Source organism: Pantoea phytobeneficialis (assembly GCF_009728735.1).
In the GTDB taxonomy this organism is placed as follows: Bacteria; Pseudomonadota; Gammaproteobacteria; order Enterobacterales; family Enterobacteriaceae; genus Pantoea; species Pantoea phytobeneficialis.
In genome coordinates this window covers 3,737,620-3,756,247 of record NZ_CP024636.1, presented here as the reverse complement: position 1 = coordinate 3,756,247, position 18,628 = coordinate 3,737,620, and the positions used below count along the sequence as shown (strand labels likewise).

26 protein-coding genes and 1 pseudogene are annotated in these 18,628 nt (G+C 57.3%); 24 read left to right on the top strand and 3 right to left on the bottom strand.

Annotation, left to right across the window (positions count from 1 at the left end; all coding sequences use genetic code 11):
* Window positions 1-82: 82 nt before the first annotated feature.
* The 11 genes and pseudogenes from CTZ24_RS17340 to CTZ24_RS17295 all read left to right on the top strand — a co-directional run bounded on the left by CTZ24_RS17340 (window position 83) and on the right by CTZ24_RS17295 (window position 5,670).
* The gene (locus CTZ24_RS17340) at window positions 83-928 is read left to right on the top strand and encodes a GPO family capsid scaffolding protein (RefSeq protein WP_208724196.1); all 846 of its coding nucleotides are present in this window, start codon (window positions 83-85) and stop codon (window positions 926-928) included.
* 47 nt (window positions 929-975) lie between these two features.
* On the top strand, window positions 976-2,025 hold the full coding sequence (locus CTZ24_RS17335) for a phage major capsid protein, P2 family (RefSeq protein ID WP_208724195.1): 1,050 nt from the start codon (window positions 976-978) through the stop codon (window positions 2,023-2,025).
* 3 nt (window positions 2,026-2,028) lie between these two features.
* The gene (locus CTZ24_RS17330; RefSeq protein ID WP_208724194.1) at window positions 2,029-2,697 is read left to right on the top strand and encodes a phage terminase small subunit; all 669 of its coding nucleotides are present in this window, start codon (window positions 2,029-2,031) and stop codon (window positions 2,695-2,697) included.
* Between the two features lie 91 nt (window positions 2,698-2,788).
* Complete coding sequence (locus CTZ24_RS17325; protein WP_208724193.1) at window positions 2,789-3,256, top strand: head completion/stabilization protein; 468 nt, start codon at window positions 2,789-2,791, stop codon at window positions 3,254-3,256.
* A complete protein-coding gene (locus tag CTZ24_RS17320; RefSeq protein ID WP_208725580.1) occupies window positions 3,256-3,459 on the top strand; it encodes a tail protein X in 204 nt (67 codons plus the stop codon). The genes CTZ24_RS17325 and CTZ24_RS17320 overlap by 1 nt, the downstream gene beginning before the upstream one ends.
* An 8-nt stretch (window positions 3,460-3,467) precedes the next feature.
* Window positions 3,468-3,740, top strand: coding sequence for an HP1 family phage holin (locus CTZ24_RS17315; protein WP_244634050.1), 273 nt, complete (start codon window positions 3,468-3,470; stop codon window positions 3,738-3,740).
* Window positions 3,721-4,233 carry a lysozyme gene (locus tag CTZ24_RS17310; protein WP_208724191.1) on the top strand — a complete coding sequence of 171 codons (513 nt, stop codon included), beginning with the start codon at window positions 3,721-3,723 and terminating at the stop codon, window positions 4,231-4,233. The genes CTZ24_RS17315 and CTZ24_RS17310 overlap by 20 nt, the downstream gene beginning before the upstream one ends.
* Window positions 4,230-4,580, top strand: a pseudogene (locus tag CTZ24_RS17305) (Rz-like lysis system protein LysB); the annotation flags it as partial. The gene CTZ24_RS17310 and the pseudogene CTZ24_RS17305, both read left to right, overlap by 4 nt.
* Window positions 4,501-4,821 carry an Rz1-like lysis system protein LysC gene (gene lysC, locus CTZ24_RS26750; protein ID WP_244634000.1) on the top strand — a complete coding sequence of 107 codons (321 nt, stop codon included), beginning with the start codon at window positions 4,501-4,503 and terminating at the stop codon, window positions 4,819-4,821. The pseudogene CTZ24_RS17305 and the gene lysC, both read left to right, overlap by 80 nt.
* Window positions 4,754-5,221, top strand: coding sequence for a phage tail protein (locus tag CTZ24_RS17300; RefSeq protein WP_208724189.1), 468 nt, complete (start codon window positions 4,754-4,756; stop codon window positions 5,219-5,221). The genes lysC and CTZ24_RS17300 overlap by 68 nt, the downstream gene beginning before the upstream one ends.
* Entirely contained in the window at window positions 5,218-5,670 is a 453-nt protein-coding gene (locus tag CTZ24_RS17295) for a phage virion morphogenesis protein (protein ID WP_208724188.1), read from the top strand. The genes CTZ24_RS17300 and CTZ24_RS17295 overlap by 4 nt, the downstream gene beginning before the upstream one ends.
* On the opposite strand, the gene CTZ24_RS17290 is transcribed toward CTZ24_RS17295, so the two are convergent.
* The gene (locus CTZ24_RS17290) at window positions 5,652-6,557 is read right to left on the bottom strand and encodes an FRG domain-containing protein (protein ID WP_208724187.1); all 906 of its coding nucleotides are present in this window, start codon (window positions 6,555-6,557) and stop codon (window positions 5,652-5,654) included. The two genes, CTZ24_RS17295 and CTZ24_RS17290, sit on opposite strands and share 19 nt — an antisense overlap.
* Window positions 6,558-6,655: 98 nt before the next feature.
* On the opposite strand from CTZ24_RS17290, the gene CTZ24_RS17285 reads away from it, so the two are divergent.
* Genes CTZ24_RS17285 through CTZ24_RS17260 form a run of 6 tightly spaced genes read left to right on the top strand, consistent with a single transcriptional unit; the run spans window position 6,656 to window position 10,776 of the window.
* Window positions 6,656-7,246 carry a phage baseplate assembly protein V gene (locus CTZ24_RS17285; RefSeq protein ID WP_208724186.1) on the top strand — a complete coding sequence of 197 codons (591 nt, stop codon included), beginning with the start codon at window positions 6,656-6,658 and terminating at the stop codon, window positions 7,244-7,246.
* Window positions 7,243-7,593 (top strand): GPW/gp25 family protein, encoded by a 351-nt coding sequence (locus CTZ24_RS17280; RefSeq protein WP_208724185.1) that lies wholly within the window; start codon window positions 7,243-7,245, stop codon window positions 7,591-7,593. The genes CTZ24_RS17285 and CTZ24_RS17280 overlap by 4 nt, the downstream gene beginning before the upstream one ends.
* A gap of 4 nt (window positions 7,594-7,597) precedes the next feature.
* Window positions 7,598-8,506: a baseplate assembly protein gene (locus CTZ24_RS17275; RefSeq protein ID WP_208724184.1), complete on the top strand. Its 909-nt coding sequence runs from the start codon at window positions 7,598-7,600 to the stop codon at window positions 8,504-8,506.
* A complete protein-coding gene (locus CTZ24_RS17270) occupies window positions 8,499-9,107 on the top strand; it encodes a phage tail protein I (protein WP_208724183.1) in 609 nt (202 codons plus the stop codon). Before CTZ24_RS17275 ends, CTZ24_RS17270 begins: the two co-directional genes overlap by 8 nt.
* A complete protein-coding gene (locus tag CTZ24_RS17265; RefSeq protein ID WP_208724182.1) occupies window positions 9,104-10,186 on the top strand; it encodes a phage tail protein in 1,083 nt (360 codons plus the stop codon). The genes CTZ24_RS17270 and CTZ24_RS17265 overlap by 4 nt, the downstream gene beginning before the upstream one ends.
* A complete protein-coding gene (locus tag CTZ24_RS17260; RefSeq protein ID WP_208724181.1) occupies window positions 10,186-10,776 on the top strand; it encodes a tail fiber assembly protein in 591 nt (196 codons plus the stop codon). The genes CTZ24_RS17265 and CTZ24_RS17260 overlap by 1 nt, the downstream gene beginning before the upstream one ends.
* 56 nt (window positions 10,777-10,832) lie before the next feature.
* On the opposite strand, the gene CTZ24_RS17255 is transcribed toward CTZ24_RS17260, so the two are convergent.
* Together CTZ24_RS17255 and CTZ24_RS17250 are read right to left on the bottom strand one after the other, a co-directional pair.
* Window positions 10,833-11,273, bottom strand: coding sequence for a WapI family immunity protein (locus CTZ24_RS17255; RefSeq protein WP_208724180.1), 441 nt, complete (start codon window positions 11,271-11,273; stop codon window positions 10,833-10,835).
* A gap of 17 nt (window positions 11,274-11,290) precedes the next feature.
* Window positions 11,291-11,839: a hypothetical protein gene (locus CTZ24_RS17250; protein ID WP_244633998.1), complete on the bottom strand. Its 549-nt coding sequence runs from the start codon at window positions 11,837-11,839 to the stop codon at window positions 11,291-11,293.
* Window positions 11,840-12,116: 277 nt separating this feature from the next.
* On the opposite strand from CTZ24_RS17250, the gene CTZ24_RS17245 reads away from it, so the two are divergent.
* From CTZ24_RS17245 to CTZ24_RS17215, 7 genes are all read left to right on the top strand, one after another.
* Window positions 12,117-13,286, top strand: a complete 1,170-nt coding sequence (locus CTZ24_RS17245; RefSeq protein ID WP_208724179.1) for a phage tail sheath protein — start codon at window positions 12,117-12,119, stop codon at window positions 13,284-13,286.
* A 12-nt stretch (window positions 13,287-13,298) separates the two neighbouring features.
* Window positions 13,299-13,808, top strand: a complete 510-nt coding sequence (locus CTZ24_RS17240; RefSeq protein WP_084876882.1) for a phage major tail tube protein — start codon at window positions 13,299-13,301, stop codon at window positions 13,806-13,808.
* A 59-nt stretch (window positions 13,809-13,867) separates the two neighbouring features.
* Complete coding sequence (locus tag CTZ24_RS17235) at window positions 13,868-14,146, top strand: phage tail assembly protein (protein ID WP_208724178.1); 279 nt, start codon at window positions 13,868-13,870, stop codon at window positions 14,144-14,146.
* A gap of 29 nt (window positions 14,147-14,175) precedes the next feature.
* Entirely contained in the window at window positions 14,176-14,304 is a 129-nt protein-coding gene (locus CTZ24_RS17230; protein WP_208724177.1) for a GpE family phage tail protein, read from the top strand.
* On the top strand, window positions 14,294-17,143 hold the full coding sequence (locus CTZ24_RS17225; RefSeq protein WP_208724176.1) for a phage tail tape measure protein: 2,850 nt from the start codon (window positions 14,294-14,296) through the stop codon (window positions 17,141-17,143). The genes CTZ24_RS17230 and CTZ24_RS17225 overlap by 11 nt, the downstream gene beginning before the upstream one ends.
* Entirely contained in the window at window positions 17,140-18,315 is a 1,176-nt protein-coding gene (locus CTZ24_RS17220) for a phage late control D family protein (protein ID WP_208724175.1), read from the top strand. Before CTZ24_RS17225 ends, CTZ24_RS17220 begins: the two co-directional genes overlap by 4 nt.
* A gap of 80 nt (window positions 18,316-18,395) precedes the next feature.
* Window positions 18,396-18,614: an ogr/Delta-like zinc finger family protein gene (locus CTZ24_RS17215; RefSeq protein ID WP_154193718.1), complete on the top strand. Its 219-nt coding sequence runs from the start codon at window positions 18,396-18,398 to the stop codon at window positions 18,612-18,614.
* Window positions 18,615-18,628: the final 14 nt, after the last annotated feature.

The window sequence follows — 18,628 nt, the reverse complement described above, 5'->3', positions numbered from 1 at the left end:
GGGCGGGCATTCGTTGAGGGATGCGGTGCTGACGGGGAAACTGGCCCCGAACCGAACTTATCAACCGACCGGAGCCTGATAAATGGCAACTAAAGCAAAGCGTTTTCGCATCGCAACGGAAGGCGCAACCACCGACGGCCGCGTGATTTCCCGCGAGTGGATTTCGCAGATGGCGAAGAACTACAACCCGGCGATGTACGGCGCACGCGTCAATATGGAACACATCAAGGGTTACACCCCTGACAGCCCGTTCCGCCGTTACGGCGACGTCACCGCCCTTACCGCTGAGGAAATCACCGATGGTCCGCTGAAAGGCAAGCTGGCGCTGTACGGTGAGATTGACCCGACGCCGGACCTCGTCGAGCTGACCAAAGCCCGCCAGAAGATTTATACCTCCGTGGAAATCAACACCAAATTCGCGGACACGAATGAAGCCTATCTGATTGGTGTTGCCGTCACCGATGACCCGGCCAGCCTCGGCACCGAAATCCTGAGTTTCAGCGCCAGCGCCAAAGCTAACCCACTGGCGTCCCGCAAGCAGGACAAAGACAACCTCTTCAGCGCCACCGAGGAAACCCTGATCGAATTCTACGAAGAAGCCGACCCCGGTCCGTCCATTCTGGACCGTGTGAAAGAGCTGTTTTCCTCGAAAAAGAAAACCGATGACGAACGCACCAGCGCAGTGGATGGCGCGATCACCGCCGTGGCCGAACAGGTCCAGTTGAACAGCGATGCGCACGCGAAACAGCTGTCAGCGCTGGAAAAAACCTTTTCTGACCGCCTTGAGGCGCTGGAGAAGCAGACCGGTGAAGACCGCGAAGCCATGAGCGCATTACAGAGCACGCTCGCGAAAACCGACGGCAGCTTTAGCCGCCGCCCGCCTTCCACCGGTGGCGATGGTAAGAGCAGCGCGCAGACCGACTGCTGATAAGCCCGGCCTGAGAACACCCCGAACACTGATGAACAGGAGCGCCAATGCGCCAGAATACCCGCTTTAAATTTAACGCTTACATGTCCCGTCTGGCCGAGCTGAACGGCGTCGAAACCGGCGACATGAACAAGAAATTTACCGTAGAGCCGTCGGTGTCGCAGACCCTGATGAACCGCGTGCAGGAGTCATCCGAGTTTCTGACCCACATCAACATCGTGCCGGTGGCAGAGATGAAGGGCGAAAAAATCGGCATCGGCGTATCCGGCTCAATTGCCAGCACCGCCGACACGGCGGGCGGCGATGAGCGTGAAACCGCTGATTTCTCCGCGCTTGATGCTGAAGGTTATGAGTGTGTGCAGGTCAATTTTGACTTTCATATCCGCTATAACCAGCTCGACCTGTGGGCGCGCTATGAAGATTTTCAGGCCCGTCTGCGCGATGCCATTGTGAAACGCCAGGCGCTTGACCGCATCATGATCGGCTTTAACGGCACCAGCCGCGCCAAAACCTCCAATCGTGCGGCCAACCCGATGTTGCAGGACGTGGCGAAAGGCTGGTTGCAGAAGTACCGCGAAAACGCCCCTGACCGTGTGATGGACAAAATCACCGCTGGCGATGGCACCACAACCGCAAAAATCCGCGTGGGTAAAGGGGGTGATTACGCCAACCTCGACGCACTGGTGATGGATGCGACCAACGACCTGATCGAACCCTGGTATCAGGAAGACCCGGAGTTGGTTGTTATCTGCGGCCGTCAGTTGCTGGCTGACAAGTATTTCCCGCTGGTTAACCAGAGCCAGGCCAACACCGAACAGCTGGCGGCTGACATGATCATCAGTCAGAAACGCATCGGCAACCTGCCCGCCGTGCGTGTGCCGTACTTCCCGGCCAGCGCCCTGCTGATCACCCGTCTGGATAACCTCTCCATCTACTGGCAGGAAGGCACGCACCGCCGCCTGATTGATGAAGTGGCGAAACGCGACCGCATCGAGAATTACGAGTCCATCAACGAGGACTACGTGATCGAGGATTATGCGGCCGGTTGCCTGGTGGAAAACATCGAGCTGGGCGACTTCAGCGCAGCAGGAGAGTAACGGATGCTGAGTCCCGCCCGCCGTCACCGGATGCGCGTCCAGGCCGAAACCGTACAGCAGCGGGAGGCAAACCCGCTGCGCCACGCCACCGGCTATGAGCAGATGCTCGTGAAACTCAACGAGGACAAGCGTCGCCTGAAAAAAATCCACTCAACAGAGCGCAAGGCAGAACTGAAACGCCGGTTACTGCCTGACTACCTGCCGTGGATTGCAGGCGTGATGAACAGCGGACGCGGTGCGCAGGATGCCGTCGTGATGACCGTCATGATCTGGCGACTGGACACAGGCGACATAACCGGCGCGCTGGAGATTGCCCGTTATGCCCTGCAACACGGTCTGGTATCGCCCGACGGATTCAAACGCGACAGCCTGCCCTATCTGCTGGCCGAAGAAGTGGCCAGCGCCGCGACACGCGCCTGGACGGCAAAAGAGACGGTGGATATGGCACCGCTGCTGGAAACCATCCGGCTGACCGAGGCCGAAGACATGCCCGATCAGGTGCGCGCCAAGCTGCACAAAATCGCCGGGTATGTGTATCGCGACGCGGGCGGGACTCATGAGGCGATGATCCACCTTAAACGTGCGCTGCAACTGCATGAGGGTTGCGGCGTGAAAAAAGACATTGAGCGGCTGGCGACTGCCATGAAAAAGCAGGCACAGGCCAGCCGCTGACCGGACGCGCCCCGCGCCGGGCGGCAGGACAGCAACGGGCCTTTCAGGCTCCTGCGCTGTCCTCCACCGCCCACTTATTCAGAGGCCATTTATGACCACCTTAGTGATCCCTGCACCGCGACCGGCAGAGAGTGCCGAGCCGCCGGTAAAGAATACGTTTTTCTGGCCTGACATTGACCTGAAGCAGCTGCGCGACGCGCTGCGCTACGAGGGCACGGTCACGGCGGAACGTCTGCGTCTGGCGGTGAAAACGGCAATTTCAGAAGTAAACGCCGAGCTGTACGACTGGCGCGCCGACCAGATGGCAGCGGGCTTTAAGACGCTTGTCGACGTTCCGGCCGAAACCCTGGACGGTATCAGCGAAAAGGTGACGCATTACGTTGCTGCCGTCAGTTCACTGACCGCCGCCACCATTGCCGAACGCTATCGCGGCTATGACGCCACCGGCACGAAAAAGGCCGGTGAGATTGAGGCAGCAGCCGACGAATACTGGCGGGATGCACGATTCAGTATCAGCCGCATCGCCTCGCGTCCGGGCTGCATTGTGGACCTGCTGTGATGAAGGTGTACGCACTTCAGGGCGACACGGTTGATGAAATCTGTAACCGCTATTACGGGCGCACTGAGCAGGTGACGGAGCTGGTTTATGCGGCCAATAACGGTCTGGCGGATGCCGGGCCGGTACTGCCGCACGGCTATGCCGTCGAACTGCCCGACCTGCCGGAATCATCGACCGGGGAAACCGTCAACCTCTGGGACTGAATATGAATATATCGCTGGAGCGCATCAGCACCTTTATCACCTACTGCGTGGCGGCGGTGCTGGGCTGGCTCGGTAAGTGGAATTTGCAGGACATGGCGACCCTGCTCGGCATGGTGCTGGGCTGGCTCGGTAAGTGGAATTTGCAGGACATGGCGACCCTGCTCGGCATGGTGCTGGGCGTCGGCATGTTCCTGGTGAGCTGGTACTACCGCCGCAAGACCTATCAGCTTCTCGCAAGTGGCCGCATCAGCCGGAGGGATTATGAATCTGCAAACCGTTAAGCGCTGCATGGTCGGTGCGGTGCTGGCAATTGCCGCCACGCTGCCGGGCTTCCCGCAACTGCATACCTCCGTTGAGGGATTAAAGCTGATTGCAGATTACGAGGGCTGTCGCCTGAAGCCGTACCAGTGCAGCGCCGGAGTCTGGACCGACGGCATCGGCAACACGTCCGGTGTCGTTCCGGGCCGGAGCATTACCGAACGGCAGGCGGCGGGCAATTTCATCACCAACGTGTTGCGCACCGAGGCGGCACTCTCCCGCTGCATCTTCACGCAGCTGCCGCAAAAGGTTTACGACGCCGTGGTGTCGTTTGCCTTCAACGTCGGCACCGGCAACGCCTGCGGTTCAACGCTGGTGCAGTTGCTGAATAAGGGCCGCTGGTCTGATGCCTGCTATCAGCTGAAACGCTGGGTGTATGTGAAAGGCGTGTTTAACACGGGGCTGGATAACCGCCGTGGGCGGGAAATGGCCTGGTGTCTGAAGGGGGCAACATGACCCGCATCATCGCCACGCTGTTAGCCGTTGCACTGCTGGCACTGTCCTTTACCGGCTGGCGCTGGTCGGTTGCCAGTGACGAGCTGGCCGGTGCGCAGAAGATTATCGGCACCCTGTCGGCCGGGATTGAAAGCCGCGACAGGGCGATCACCCGGCTGAGTACGGAAAACCGTGAAGGCCAGAAACGCGAGGCCACGCTGCGACTGATGCAGGGGCGGGCCAGTTCCGGCGCGCTCCATCGTGAAATGCAAATACAGAGAGAAACCGATGCGAACCCGACATTACGCGACTGGTCTGCTGCTCCTTTGCCTGACGCTGTTATCCGGCTGCACACCCGCCCCACCTTCACCAGCGCCAGAAATTATCTGGACTGGCTGTCCACGCGTGACAAGCTGCCTGATACCGGGCAACAGCCTGAAAACGGCGGGCGATCTGGCGGCGGATAACCGACAGTTAGAGGCGGCGCTCGTCTCATGCGGGTTGCAGGTGGAAACCATTAAAGACTGCCAGGAGGAACACGATGCTGAAACCGAAACAACTGCGCGAGGCGCTGACCGCCAGCGTCCCGATGCTGCAACGAAATCCTGACTGCCTGAATGTGTTTATCGACAACGGGCGTATTGTCTCAACACTCGCCACGTCCCTGTCGTTTGAGTATCAGTACCAGCTGAACATGGTGATCACCGACTACACCGGCGACATTGATCTGCTGATTGTACCGCTGCTGGCCTGGCTACGGGTAAACCAGCCTGATGTGATGGCAACGAAAGAGAAACAGCAGACCGGTTTTACCTTTAAAGCGGATGTCATCAGCGACACGGCCAGTGACATCAGTATTGATATTCAGCTGACTGAGCGGGTGATCGTGAAGCAGGAAGGTGATGAGCTGCACGTAAACCACGCTGGTGAGAATCCGCTGCCGGAGAATGATGCGCGCCCGATACAGCTGTACCTGCGGGGTGAGTTAATCAGCGAGTGGCAGTCATGAGCGAGCTGAAAGTGGTCGAGGACAGGCTGAACGCGCTGATTAATAACCTGTCAGCCCCGGCACGCAAAGAGATGGCGCGAAACATCGCTAAAAAGCTGCGGGCCAGCCAGCAGCAAAACATCAAACGCCAGCAGGCACCGGACGGCACCCCGTTTAAACCCCGCAAAACGCAGCGGGTTCGCCGTAAGAAAGGCCGGGTTAAGCGTGAAATGTTCGCGAAGCTGCGCACCGCAAAATACATGAAAGCCCAGGCCGATTCTGATGAAGCCGTGGTCAGCTTTACCGGCCGCGTGCAGAGCATGGCCCGTGTGCATCATTACGGGCTGCGCGACCGGCCATCACGGAAAGGCAAAGATGTGCAGTATGAGGCCCGCCCGTTGCTGGGACTTAATAACACGCAAATTGATTTTATCGAACAAATCATGATTGATTATTTATCCGTTGATTGAGCTTTCATTTTGCGCGAATGGAGAACTTCGTTTGCCACGCCGCCATAGCCAGGAAAAATTCTGGCTTCACCATAACCATGTCGCTCCAGCAAACTAAAAGTTTCAAGTGCTAAATTAGCTGGAAATATCAGCTTTGTAAGGATATTTACATTATTCAAAGCACCCTTATTGAAAATGTCAGCCAACCTAACATCTAATGGTCGGCGATCAACAAGCATAGAGCCGCCGTCAACTGACCGAAATTGCATGGCCGTTTCGATATGTGTAAATATTCCCTTCTGAGCGTTCAAATGTGGATTTTCGTAATATGGCGGGGTAACAAATTTCAAGGAGCTATGTTTTGATAGCATCGCATGTGTTGATAAATGCTCTTTGTTTAAGCACCAAATAACGATATTTTCTTCATTGTTCAAAGCCCCCTTTAGCGCAAAAAATGCTGCAACAAATGGATCATGAGTCCAGTCTAATAACCTGGTCGGTAAACCGTAATGCTGTGCTAAAGCTGCAATTTCCTGCATGTAAGAAGGAATCCAATATGTTTCCCCTTCAGGCTGAGTCGCGAATGTTAAATCATATTCCGATGCCAGATTTTTTCTCAAGAAATCTGATGAAGGCACTTTCAATCCATACCTGTCAGCTTTTTGATAAAATTCTCTTAACAAGATAAATTCAGATTGAATTTGAGTAATCTCATAATCTGCCCCTAAACTTTTGGGCCATGAGTGATCGGCGAAAAATCTATTTTCCTCCCTTAGAACAGACGGAAGTAACTCATAACTTTCTTTTGAATGCCCTCTGAATATATATCCATCAAGCTTGTTATTCCAGCTGGAAAGGAAGTCTAGCAATTGCTCTGGATATGTGAACTTTTTTTCTTCTATGTTCAATTCTGGCTGCCTTTTGAAATTTAACATGATGATGTTTGTTAGTTTACCACCATACCGACTGTGATTGTTTTCAGGCATCAAACAACGAAAATTGAAGCATGAACGAACAACTCTCTGAAATCCTGCGCCTGCTGCGCAACGTGATCCGCATTGGCACCGTGTCCGCCGTAAATCTGGACGGCGGGTTATGCCGCGTCGATACAGGAAAAAACACGACTGACTGGCTGCACTGGCTGACTACCCGCGCGGGTAAAACCCGTTCGTGGAATGCGCCGTCAGTAGGCGAGCAGGTGCTGGTCCTCTGCCTCGGTGGCGAACTCGATACCGGCTTTGTGCTGCCCGGCATTTTCTCCGATGACAACCCGGCCCCGTCTGCCTCTGCCGATGCGCTGCACTGGTCCTTTCCCGACGGCGCGGTGATTGAGTATGAGCCGGAAACCGGCGCACTGATGGCAACCGGCATCAAGACCGCCACCATTAAAGCCGCCGTCAAAATCCTGCTGGATGTGCCAGAGGTGGAATGCACCACACTGCTCAAAACCGCCACGTTAAAAGTGACGCAGGGCGGCACGATGGAGGGCGATATCAAACACAGCGGCGGCAGCTTCAGCTCTAACGGTGTTGTCGTGCACGACCATAAACACGGCAAGGTCCAGAGCGGCGGCTCGATGACGGAGGGCACCGAGTGACAACCGAAAAATACATCGGCATGAACCGCAACACGGGCAAAGCGCTGACCGGCCTCGAACATATCCAGCAGTCCATACGCGACATTCTGGTGACGCCGATTGGCTCCAGGGTGATGCGCCGCAAGTACGGTTCACTCCTGTCAGCGCTGATTGACCAGCCTCAGAATGCGGCGTTGCGCCTCCAGATTATGTCGGCCTGTTATGTAGCGATCATCCAGTGGGAGCCGCGCGTAAAGCTGACCGGCATCAGCTACGAGTCCGATTTTAACGGCGGCATGGTGGTCGAGCTGACCGGCAACCGAATCGACACCGCACAGACCTTCTCCTTAACCGTCCCTGTGAGCTGAGAACATGGCAACTATCGACCTGAGCCAGCTGCCCGCGCCCGACGTGGTGGAAACGCTGGACTATGAATCCCTGCTGGCTGAACGCAAAGCCACGCTGATTTCGCTTTACCCGGAAGAACAGCAGGCCGCTATCGCCACCACGCTGGCGCTGGAGTCTGATCCCATCGTGAAGATTCTGGAGGAAAACGCCTACCGTGAGCTGATCCTGCGTCAGCGTATCAATGAGGCAGCGCAGGCGGTCATGGTGGCTTACGCGCTGGATGGCGATCTTGACCAGCTCGGCGCAAACAACGGCGTCACCCGCCTGACCATCACCCCGGCCGACGACACCACCATTCCGCCTACGGCGGCAGAAATGGAGGGCAACGACGATTTCCGCGCCCGTATCGCCGCCGCGTTTGAGGGGCTGAGCGTGGCCGGGCCAACCGGTGCCTATGAGTATCACGCGAAAAGCGCCGATGGCCGGGTGGCGGATGCGTCTGCCATCAGTCCGTCGCCTGCGGTTGTCACCGTCACCATCCTTGCACGCGAGGGTAACGGCGTGGCGGATGATGACCTGCTGGCCGTAGTGGATGCCGCGCTGAACGATGAAGACGTGCGGCCGGTGGCTGACCGCGTCAGCGTGCAGTCGGCTGAGATCGTGAATTATACGATTGAGGCCGAGCTGTATCTCTATCCGGGGCCGGAGGCCGAACCCATCCGCGCCGCCTCTGAGGCAAAGCTCGCGGCCTATATCACCGCACAGAAGCGCCTCGGGCGGGATATCCGCCTCTCAGCCCTGTATGCCGCCATGCACGTTGAGGGCGTGCAGCGCGTTAACCTGATCCAGCCGGTTGCCGACGTGGTGCTCGATAAAACGCAGGCAGCGTACTGCACCGGTTATGTGCTGACTGTGGGGGGATCGGATGAGTGATCGCCTGGTTCCCACCGGCTCATCAACGCTTGAGGTTGCCGCCGCGCAGGCGCTGGCCTCGCTGACCGATCTGAATGTTCCGTTGCGCCAGCTGTGGAACCCTTACACCTGCCCGGTGACACTGCTGCCGTATCTGGCGTGGGCGTGGTCGGTCGACCGCTGGGACAGCAGCTGGAGTGAGTCCACCAAACGCGCCGTAGTGGCGGCATCGCAGTACGTGCACCGGCACAAAGGCACCATCGGCGCGGTGCGTCGCGTGGTGGAGCCACTTGGCTATCTGATCCGCGTTATCGAATGGTGGAAAACCAACGATGAGCCGGGCACGTTCCGGCTTGACGTGGGTGTGCTGGATACCGGCATCACGGAGGAAATGTATAACGAGCTGGAGCGGCTGATAGCCGATGCCAAGCCCCTCAGCCGTCATCTGATTGGCCTGTCCATCAACCTTGATGCAAACGGGGAAATCCCGGTTGCCGCTGCCAGCTACTGCGGCGACCTGCTGACCGTTTATCCCTATACCCCTGAAATCATCAGCACCGGCGGCACGGGCTATTCCGGCGTGGCGGTGCATCTTATTGACCTGACGGAAGTGAGCGCATGACAACAAAATATTTTGCCCTGCTGACCACACAGGGCGCGGCCAGGCTGGCAAACGCTGCCGCGCTCGGGACAAAGCTGCAAATCACACAAATGGCGGTCGGTGACGGTGGCGACACGCTGCCCACGCCTGACGCCTCGCAGACAGCCCTCATCGGCGAGAAGCGCCGCGCGGCGCTGAACTCACTGAGCATCGACACCGCCAACAGCAGCCAGATTATCGCCGAGCAGATCATCCCGGAAAGCGAGGGCGGTTTCTGGATACGCGAAATCGGCCTGTTTGATGCAGACGGTGTGATGATTGCGGTAGCGAACTGTGCTGAAACCTACAAGCCACAGTTGGCCGAGGGCAGCGGGCGCACGCAGACCGTGCGCATGATCATCATTGTGAACAGCACCGGCGCGGTGACGCTGAAGATTGATCCGGCCGTGGTGCTGGCGACGCGGCAGTATGTCGATAACGCCGTGATCGAGGTGAAAGCCTATACCGATGACCTGATGGCGAAACACGTTGCGGCAGCGAACCCGCACAGTCAGTACCTCCAGGCGGCGAATGCACTGAAGGAAATAAAGGATGCGGGTAAAGCCGCTGATGCACTGGACAATCTCGGACTGACTATCCTCGGTGCAGGTTCTGCCCTGCCGGTTGGCATCCCGGTGCCGTGGCCGACCGCGACCGCCCCCACGGGGTGGATTAAGTGCAACGGGGCGTCCTTCAGCTCAGCCACTTATCCCGAACTGGCAAAAGCCTATCCCGCACTGAAACTGCCTGACCTGCGCGGGGAATTTCTGCGCGGCTGGGATGACGGGCGTGGTGTGGACAGCGGGCGCGCGTTACTGAGCCTCCAAGACCATACCATGCAGATGCACAACCACTACATGTACACACAGGGCGCACTAGCGGGGACGATATGGGCGCCGATTGATGACACGAATAACTCGCAGACTAACGGGGATGCTGCCATCGGTAATGGCACCTCGTCAGGAATATGGAGCACACAGAGCAACGGCACCGTAGGTAATTTTGCCTCAGAAACCCGCCCGCGAAATGTCGCATTTAACTACATCGTGAGGGCTGCATAATGGCAAAAGTGACCTTAGATAAAAACGGACTGGCGAAGGCGTCCGGCACCCTGACCGTGTACAGCTATGACGCCATCAGCGGGGGATTTACCGGAGCCTCTGACGAGTACCTTTTGCAGGGGCTGGGCCTGCCCGCAAATGCCACCACCACCGCACCACCTGATGTGACGGCAGGCAGTATTGCTATCTGGCGTGATGAAGTCTGGCAGACAGTCAGCGATCACCGTGGGGAAACGGTGTATTCAACGGCTGACGGCGCTCCCCGACTGATAACAGAAACCGGTGATTATCCGGCGGATACCACGACGTTAAAACCCGCGACTGGCTTTGATAAATGGGACGGTGAAAAGTGGGTAACGGATGCTGACGCGCAGAAACTGGCCGATGAGGCAGACGCCGATAAGCAAAAGAGCACGCTAATCAGCATCGCCAATACCACCACTCAGGCATGGCAGACGCAGCTGATGCTCGGCATCATTACCGGTACCGACAAAGAAAAGCTGACCCACTGGATGAAATATATTCAGGATGTGCAGGCGGTCGATACTTCCGCCGCTCCGGATATTGTCTGGCCGGACAAACCTGAATAAAAAAACGCCCCCGTTATCGCGGGGGCGCTTATGCGCATAGCCAGGAAATCAGAATGTTATTCCGGCCAGGCAATCATTTCATCCAGCCGCTTAAGGATTTCCGGGAAATAGCTTTCATTAATGCCGAGTTCACCTTTTACCTGAACACTATCGGCATGAGCTTCCGGGCGTAGTACATATTCAATCATCACAATGTCATCACCCTTCACTTTCCTTAGCAACATATTCAACTGGTTGAGGTCGCTACGAAAATTGAAAGGTTCAATCTCCCGCTGAACCTTTACCGCTTCATAATATGCAGCAAAGTGTTCACGCAGAACTTTAAGCTCACCAACAGTAAATTCGGTTTGAAACTGGACCTTCACTCCGCTGACGGAAAACTCCACGAAGGACTTAATCCAGTCCCAGAGGTGATTAACCGGATCGGCTTCGTCATCCACGACTCGCTCAAAGGGAGAGACCGCGAAAACGAATTCTTCATTTCTGATATCAAACATGCGTACTTTCCTGCCGGTTAATCAAAGTATTTAAAATGGGTAATCGTCCAGTCTGACTCCCGCACCACAACCTCAAGAGTGTACTTCTTATACTCGGTGACGTTTCTCTTGCGATTCAGTTTATACATCTCAGTTTCATAGCGGAACATCCCTTCCCCGTTACGGGGATCAGCCATACGCCTGCCGTAACGGATGGCTTTTTCCTGAATATGTAAGGGAACATAGCGCCCCGGTTCGTACATATGCCGGGCGGCTGTTTCAGTCATTTTGAGATTACGGGCAGATAACCCGGTTTTTAACCGGGCGCGCAGAAACATAATTGTCGCCTGGCTGAGTTTCGCGCTGACAGCCGTGCGCGTACCGGCTTCAAACAATGCGCGACCCGCACGAAAAATACGGAAGACACCAAAAGCGATAAGCGCAATATCGGTTGGATCTATCAGTGGTGTTTCAAGCGGTGCCTCTTCCAGGCGCAGAAAATGGCCCTGTGTATCGTAAATCTGCCACAGCCCCGGTGCCTGGGCGACTGAGTAGCCGATACACATGCCGCTGGTTTCATCCAGCACGGGTTGCGCATTGTGTGGCAACGTCCGGGGGCGGAGTTCAAAAAAGACATCAGCCGGTAGCGGCGACTGGAAGGTGTAATATCTGCCCGGCTCTTTCGTTGCGGTTCCTGCAATCATCATCGTTCCCTCATTTTCAACGGGTTGCCTGTAGTGCCACGGGTTATCAGAGTTACAGCTCAAGAGTAACTGCCCGCTGAGCGATCAGCAAACTTCTATCACATGCACCACTCTGCCTGAGCTGCCACCCTGAGCACACCTTTAACCAGGAGTGCAACAGATGGCAGATTATCATCACGGTGTCCGCGTCGTCGAAGTGAACGACGGCACGCGCACCATCTCCACCGTATCCACCGCAATCGTCGGCATGGTCTGTACAGCCGACGATGCGGATGCGGCTACCTTCCCGCTGAATAAGCCGGTACTCATTACCAACGTGCAGGGCGCAGTCGGCAAGGCGGGCGTCAAAGGCACGCTGGCGGCGGCGTTACAGGCGATTGCCGACCAGTCGAAACCCGTCACCGTCGTGGTGCGCGTGGCTGAAGGCGACGACGAAGCCGAAACCACGTCCAACATCATCGGCGGCACCGACGCAAACGGCCAGTACACCGGCATGAAAGCGCTGCTGGCTGCGCAGACCGAACTCGACGTCAAGCCGCGCATTCTCGGCGTGCCGGGCCTCGACACGCTGGAAGTCTCCACCGCGCTTGCCAGCATCGCGCAGCAGCTGCGCGCCTTCGCTTACGTGTCGGCGTGGGACTGCAAAACCATTTCCGAGGCCCGCCTCTATCGTCAGAACTTCAGCCAGCGTGAAATCATGGTTATCTGGCCGGATTTCCTCGCCTGGAACACCACAACCAGCGCGTCAGATACGGCTTACGCCACCGCCCGCGCGCTGGGCCTGCGCGCCAAAATCGACAACGACACCGGCTGGCATAAAACCCTGTCGAACGTCGGCGTCAACGGCGTGACCGGGATTTCAGCCTCGGTATTCTGGGATCTGCAACAGACGGGCACCGATGCCGACCTGCTCAACGAGGCCGACGTCACCACGCTGATCCGTAAGGACGGTTTCCGCTTCTGGGGCAACCGTACATGCAGCGATGACCCACTGTTCCAGTTTGAGAACTATACCCGCACCGCGCAGGTGCTGGCCGACACCATCGCTGAGGCGCACATGTGGGCGGTGGATAAGCCGCTGACGCCGGTACTAGTGCGCGAAATCATTGCCGGTATCAACGCCAAATTCCGCGAAATGACCAGTGCCGGTTATCTGCTGGGCGCGTCTGCCTGGTATGACGAAAGCGCCAACGACAAAGACAGCCTGAAGGCGGGCAAACTCTTTATCGATTACGACTATACGCCGGTTCCGCCGCTGGAAGACCTGACTTTCCGCCAGCGTATCACCGACACCTATCTGGCGACCTTCGCCGCATCCGTGAACAGCTAAGGAGCCGGGTAAATGGCACTGCCACGCAAACTTAAGGCGATGAACCTTTTCAACGACTCGAACAGCTATCAGGGCGTGGTGACCGCCGTCACCCTGCCGAAGCTGGCGCGCAAGCTGGACCCGTACCGCGCAGGCGGCATGAACGGGGCGGCGCACATCGACAACGGTCTGGAGGATGACGCACTCGATATTGAATGGACCATCGGCGGCATTGATGAGCTGGTGCTGTCACAGTGGGGCGCATCCGATGTGCCGCTGCGCTTCACCGGCTCTTACCAGCGCGATGACACCGGCGAGGAAATCGCAGTTGAAATCGAGGTGCGCGGTAAGCACCAGACGTTTGATTTTGGTGAGGCCAAACCGGCTGAGGACACCGAAACCAAAATCACCAGCAAAAACACGTATTACAAACTGACGTTTAACGGCAAAGAACTGATTGAGATCGACACCGTCAACATGGTGGAGAAGGTCAACGGCACAGACCGCCTCGAACAGCGTCGCAAAAATATCGGCCTGGTATAACCCTGATGCCAGCGCCCGGCGCTGGCTTTCCCTTACTACAGTCAACAGAGATTTCGAACATGGAAAAGAATGAATTAATCGTCGTACTGGAAGCCCCGATTAAACGTGGCGAGAGTGAAATCAGCCAGGTGGAGCTGATTAAACCCAACGCGGGCGCGCTGCGCGGCGTGCGCCTGTCTGACCTTGCAGGCTCGGATGTGGATTCGCTCATCACCGTCCTGCCCCGTATTACCGTTCCGGCGCTGACCAAAGCAGACTGCAACAACCTTGACCCGGCCGACCTGATTACGCTGGCTGGCAAGGTGATCGGTTTTTTGTCCTCGAAGTCGGCCGAGTAGACTGGCCGCGCGGCCTGACGGTTAACGACATGATGGCCGACGTTGCCACGATATTTCACTGGCCCCCTTCCGAGCTGTACGACATGCCGCTGGCCGAGCTGATGGACTGGCGGCTGAAAGCCTTTATCCGCAGCGGAGCAAACCCGGATGAGCAATAACCTCAAAATACAGGTGCTGCTGAATGCGGTCGATAAAGCCACCCGCCCGTTCAAAACCGTACTGAACGCCACCAAAGGACTAACCGCCGAAATCCGCCAGACGCAGACCAGCATTAAAGAGCTGGATGCGCAGGCGGGGAAAATCGACGGTTTCCGCAAGACCAGCGCACAGCTGGCCGTCACGCAGCAGAAACTCAAAGATGCGAAAGCCGAAGCGGCGGCGCTGGCCGTGACGTTTAAAAGCACCGAGCGCCCGACCACGCAACAGGCCCGCGCGCTGGAGAAAGCCCGCCAGGCGGCATCGGAGCTACAGACCAAATCCAACTCGCTGCGCCTGTCGGTGCAACAGCAGCGCGAGGCGCTGACGGCCGCAGGCATTTCAACCCGTAACCTCAGCACCGAACAGCAACGTCTCAAAACTGCCTCGGCGCAGGCAACCGTCAGCCTGAGCCGCCAGAAGCAGGAACTTCAGCGCCTGAACGCGCAACAGGAGCGGCTGAACCAGACCAGTGAGCGTTACCGCAAAGGCCAGGAGCTGTCGGCGAAAGTACGCAACGCCGGTGCGGCCGGTATCGGTGCCGCCACGGTCGGCGCGGTGGCGGCTTCCTCGGTGCTGCGTCCGGGCTATGACTTTGCCCTGGCAAACTCCACGCTACAGGCAACGCTCGGCCTTGATAAGAACTCACCTGAGTTTCAGTCGCTGAGAACGCAGGCGCGCAGTATCGGCGACAACACCGCCGCCTCGGCCAACGATGCCGCACAGGCGCAGATCATTATCGCCAAAGCGGGCGGCAGCGCGGACGACATCAAAGCCGCCACGCCGGTGACGCTGAACATGTCGCTTGCGAACAACCGCACGATGGAAGAAAGCGCAGAGTTGCTGATGAGTACCAAAAACGCCTTTGGTCTTGCCAACAGCGAAGTCGCGCACCTGGGCGATGTCATCTCCGCGACGCTCAACAGAACTGCGACGAAATTCGAAGACCTCAGCGACGCGATGCCTTATGTGGCGTCAGTCGCCAAAAATGCAAAAGTGAGCGCAGAGCAGACGGCAGCGATGATCGGTGCGCTGGCGAATAACGGCACCACCGGCAGCATGGCCGGTACGGGTATTCGCGCCATGTTACTGCGCGTGCAGGCACCGACCGGCGAGGCATTCAAGGCCATCAAGGAGCTGGGCGTCAAAACGGCCGACAGCAAGGGCAACATGCGCCCGTTCTTTACCATCCTCAAAGAGATGCAGAAATCCTTTGAGAAAAACAGGCTTGGTGATGCGCAACAGGCTGAGTATCTGAAAACCATCTTTGGCGAAGAGGCAGCATCATCGGCGGTGACGCTGATGAAAGCCGCCGCCAGTGGCGAGCTGGATAAGTTAACGACAAACTTTCAGCAGTCGGATGGCAGCACCGAAAAACTGGTCAAGGTGCAGCAGGACAACCTCGGCGGCGATTTTAAAGAATTGCAGTCGGCGTATGAGGCTATCGGCACCGATATCTATGACCAGCTGGATACCAGCCTGCGCACACTGACGCAGGACACCACAAAATTTTTGTTAAAGGTGGATAACTGGATACAGAAAAACCCCGCGCTTTCATCTGGTATAGCCAAGGCCGCGACGGCGGGCCTGATTCTGGTTGGCGCGATAGGGGCTATCGGGCTGGTTGCCTGGCCGGTTATCGCAGGGGTTAACCTGCTGATTGCCGGGGCCGGGTTGCTGGGAACGGTATTCAGCATTGCAGGCGGCGCAATAGTGACCGCCATCGGTGCGATTTCCCTGCCGGTTGTCGCCGTGGTGGCGGCCGTTGTTGCCGGTGCGCTGCTCATCCGCAAATACTGGGAACCCATCAGTGCCTTTATCGCCGGTGTGGCAGAGGGCTTTACCACCGCAATGGGGCCGATAAGCAATGCATTTGGCCCACTTAAACCGGTGTTTGAATGGCTCGGCGGCAAAATCAAAGAGCTGTGGGACTGGTTCGGCAAGCTGCTGGAGCCGGTGAAATCGACTCAGGCGGAACTCGCATCAGCCGGTGATATGGGTAAGAAGTTCGGCAACATGCTGGCCGAGGCGCTGAAAATCCCCGGTCATGCCCTTGACCAGCTGCGCAGCGGTATCGACTGGGTGCTGGAAAAGCTCGGCATCATCGACACCAAATCGGACGGGCTGAAAGATAAAGTGCCTTCACCTGACCCGGTGGCGACCGGCGGCGCAGGCGTGGATACCAGCGGGCTTCAGTACAGCCTCGCCACCGGTGGAGCGCCGTACCGGCCGGTGTCGTCACCGTCAGCCGCTGGCGGCTATACCGACCGCAGCCAGAACACGTATCAGTATGAAATCAATATGCACGAAGGCATGAGCAAAGACGATGCGCTGGCGCTGCCTTATGGCGAGATGCAGCAGAATATCGATTACCGCTGGCCGACCAACAGCCGCGTTGGTCAGCGCCCGGCGGCGCAGTTTATCGGGCCGGGCGATGAAAAAATTACGCTGTCGGGGGAGCTGCGCCCGGAGATTACGGGCGGGGCCATTTCCCTGATGACGATTCGCCTGCTGGCCGATCAGGGGATGGCGTGGCCGCTGATTGGCGGTAACGGCATGATTTACGGCATGTACGTGATCGAGAACATTTCCAACACGCACAGCGAGTTTTTCAGCAACGGCACCGCCAGTAAAATCATGTTTACCCTGAGCCTGAAACGTGTGGATGAGTCCCTGACGTCGATGTTTGGCGACCTGAAACAACAGGCCGACGGCTTAATCAGCGGCATCAGCAATCTGCCCGGCCAGGTGACATCGGCCATCAGCAGTACTGTTTCATCTGTCGGGGGATTACCCGGATGACAGGAATAAGCAGCCTGCCGGTGCAGGCCGGGGCGCGCCTGACGCCTGATTTTATGCTGACGGTGAATTCACAAGACGTGACCGCAAACATCCGTGACCGGCTGATTTCGCTCACGCTGACCGATAACCGCGGATTCGAGGCCGACCAGCTCGACATCGAACTGGACGATGCCGACGGACAGCTGGCGATGCCGGTACGTGGTGCCGTGGTCACGCTGTTCCTCGGGTGGAAAGGCCAGGCACTTATCGGCAAGGGCAACTTTACCGTTGATGAGGTGGAGCACCACGGCGCGCCGGATACGATGACCATTCGCGCCCGCAGCGCCGATTTCCGTGGCTCGCTCAATTCCCGTCGCGAGGTGTCCTATCACGACACCACCTTGGGCGATATCGTCACGCAGGTGGCCGGACGCAACAGCCTGAAACCCATGCTGGCCGATGGCTTTGCCGCGATCGCCGTGGCGCACATCGACCAGACGCAGGAGACTGACGCAAAGTTTCTGACGCGACTCGCCACGCTTTACGGCGCGGTAGCCGCAGTGAAGGCCGGGCGGTTGCTGTTTATCCGGCCGGGGAACGGCGTCACCATCAGCGGCAAACCCATCCCGCAGATGACCATCACCCGCAAGGATGGCGACCGGCACAGCTTCAGCATTGCCGACCGGGGAGCCTACACCGGTGTATCAGCAAGCTGGCTGCACACCAAAGACCCGAAGCCGAAGAAGGTGAAGCTACAACGCAAACCAAAAGAGAAGCACCTGCGTGCGCTTGAACATCCGGCGGCAAAAAAGACCACGACCAGAACCACGAAAACACCGGAAGCGAATGAGGGGGATTATCTGGCGGGCAGCGAGGATAACGTGTTTACGCTGACGACGGTCTATTCCAGCAAAGCCACGGCCATGCGTGCTGCTAAGGCGAAGTGGGAGAAGCTGCAACGCGGCGTCGCGGAATTCTCGATTACGCTGGCAATGGGCCGGGCCGATCTTTACCCGGAAACGCCGGTTGCCGTGAGCGGATTTAAATCGGTGATCGATGCACAGCCGTGGCTCATCAGTAAGGTGACGCATAGCCTGAGTGGCAGCGGTTACACCACACAGCTTGATTTTGAGGTCTTGCTGTCCGACGTGGAATATCAGACAGAAACAGAGGGTGAAACGGAAAGCGGCTAATTCAGCTGTAATTTGCAAACCACAATTTGCTTATTCAAAATTAGCCTTCACCGCCCTGCTCTGTCTGTAAGGAAAACAACATGATGCATTGCCCGCTGTGCCAGACTGCTGCTCATGCCAAAAGCAGCCGCTATGTCTCTAAAGAGACTAAAGAACGTTATCACCAGTGTCAGAACATCAATTGCAGTTGCACATTTAAAACCCTTGAGTCAGTTGCGGGGATCATTGTTTCGCCCGGCCAGGTAAACAAAGTTCCCCTCTACTCCAACCAACAGCACCAACCGTCCCTACTCCACTAATTTAGCCCGCTGAC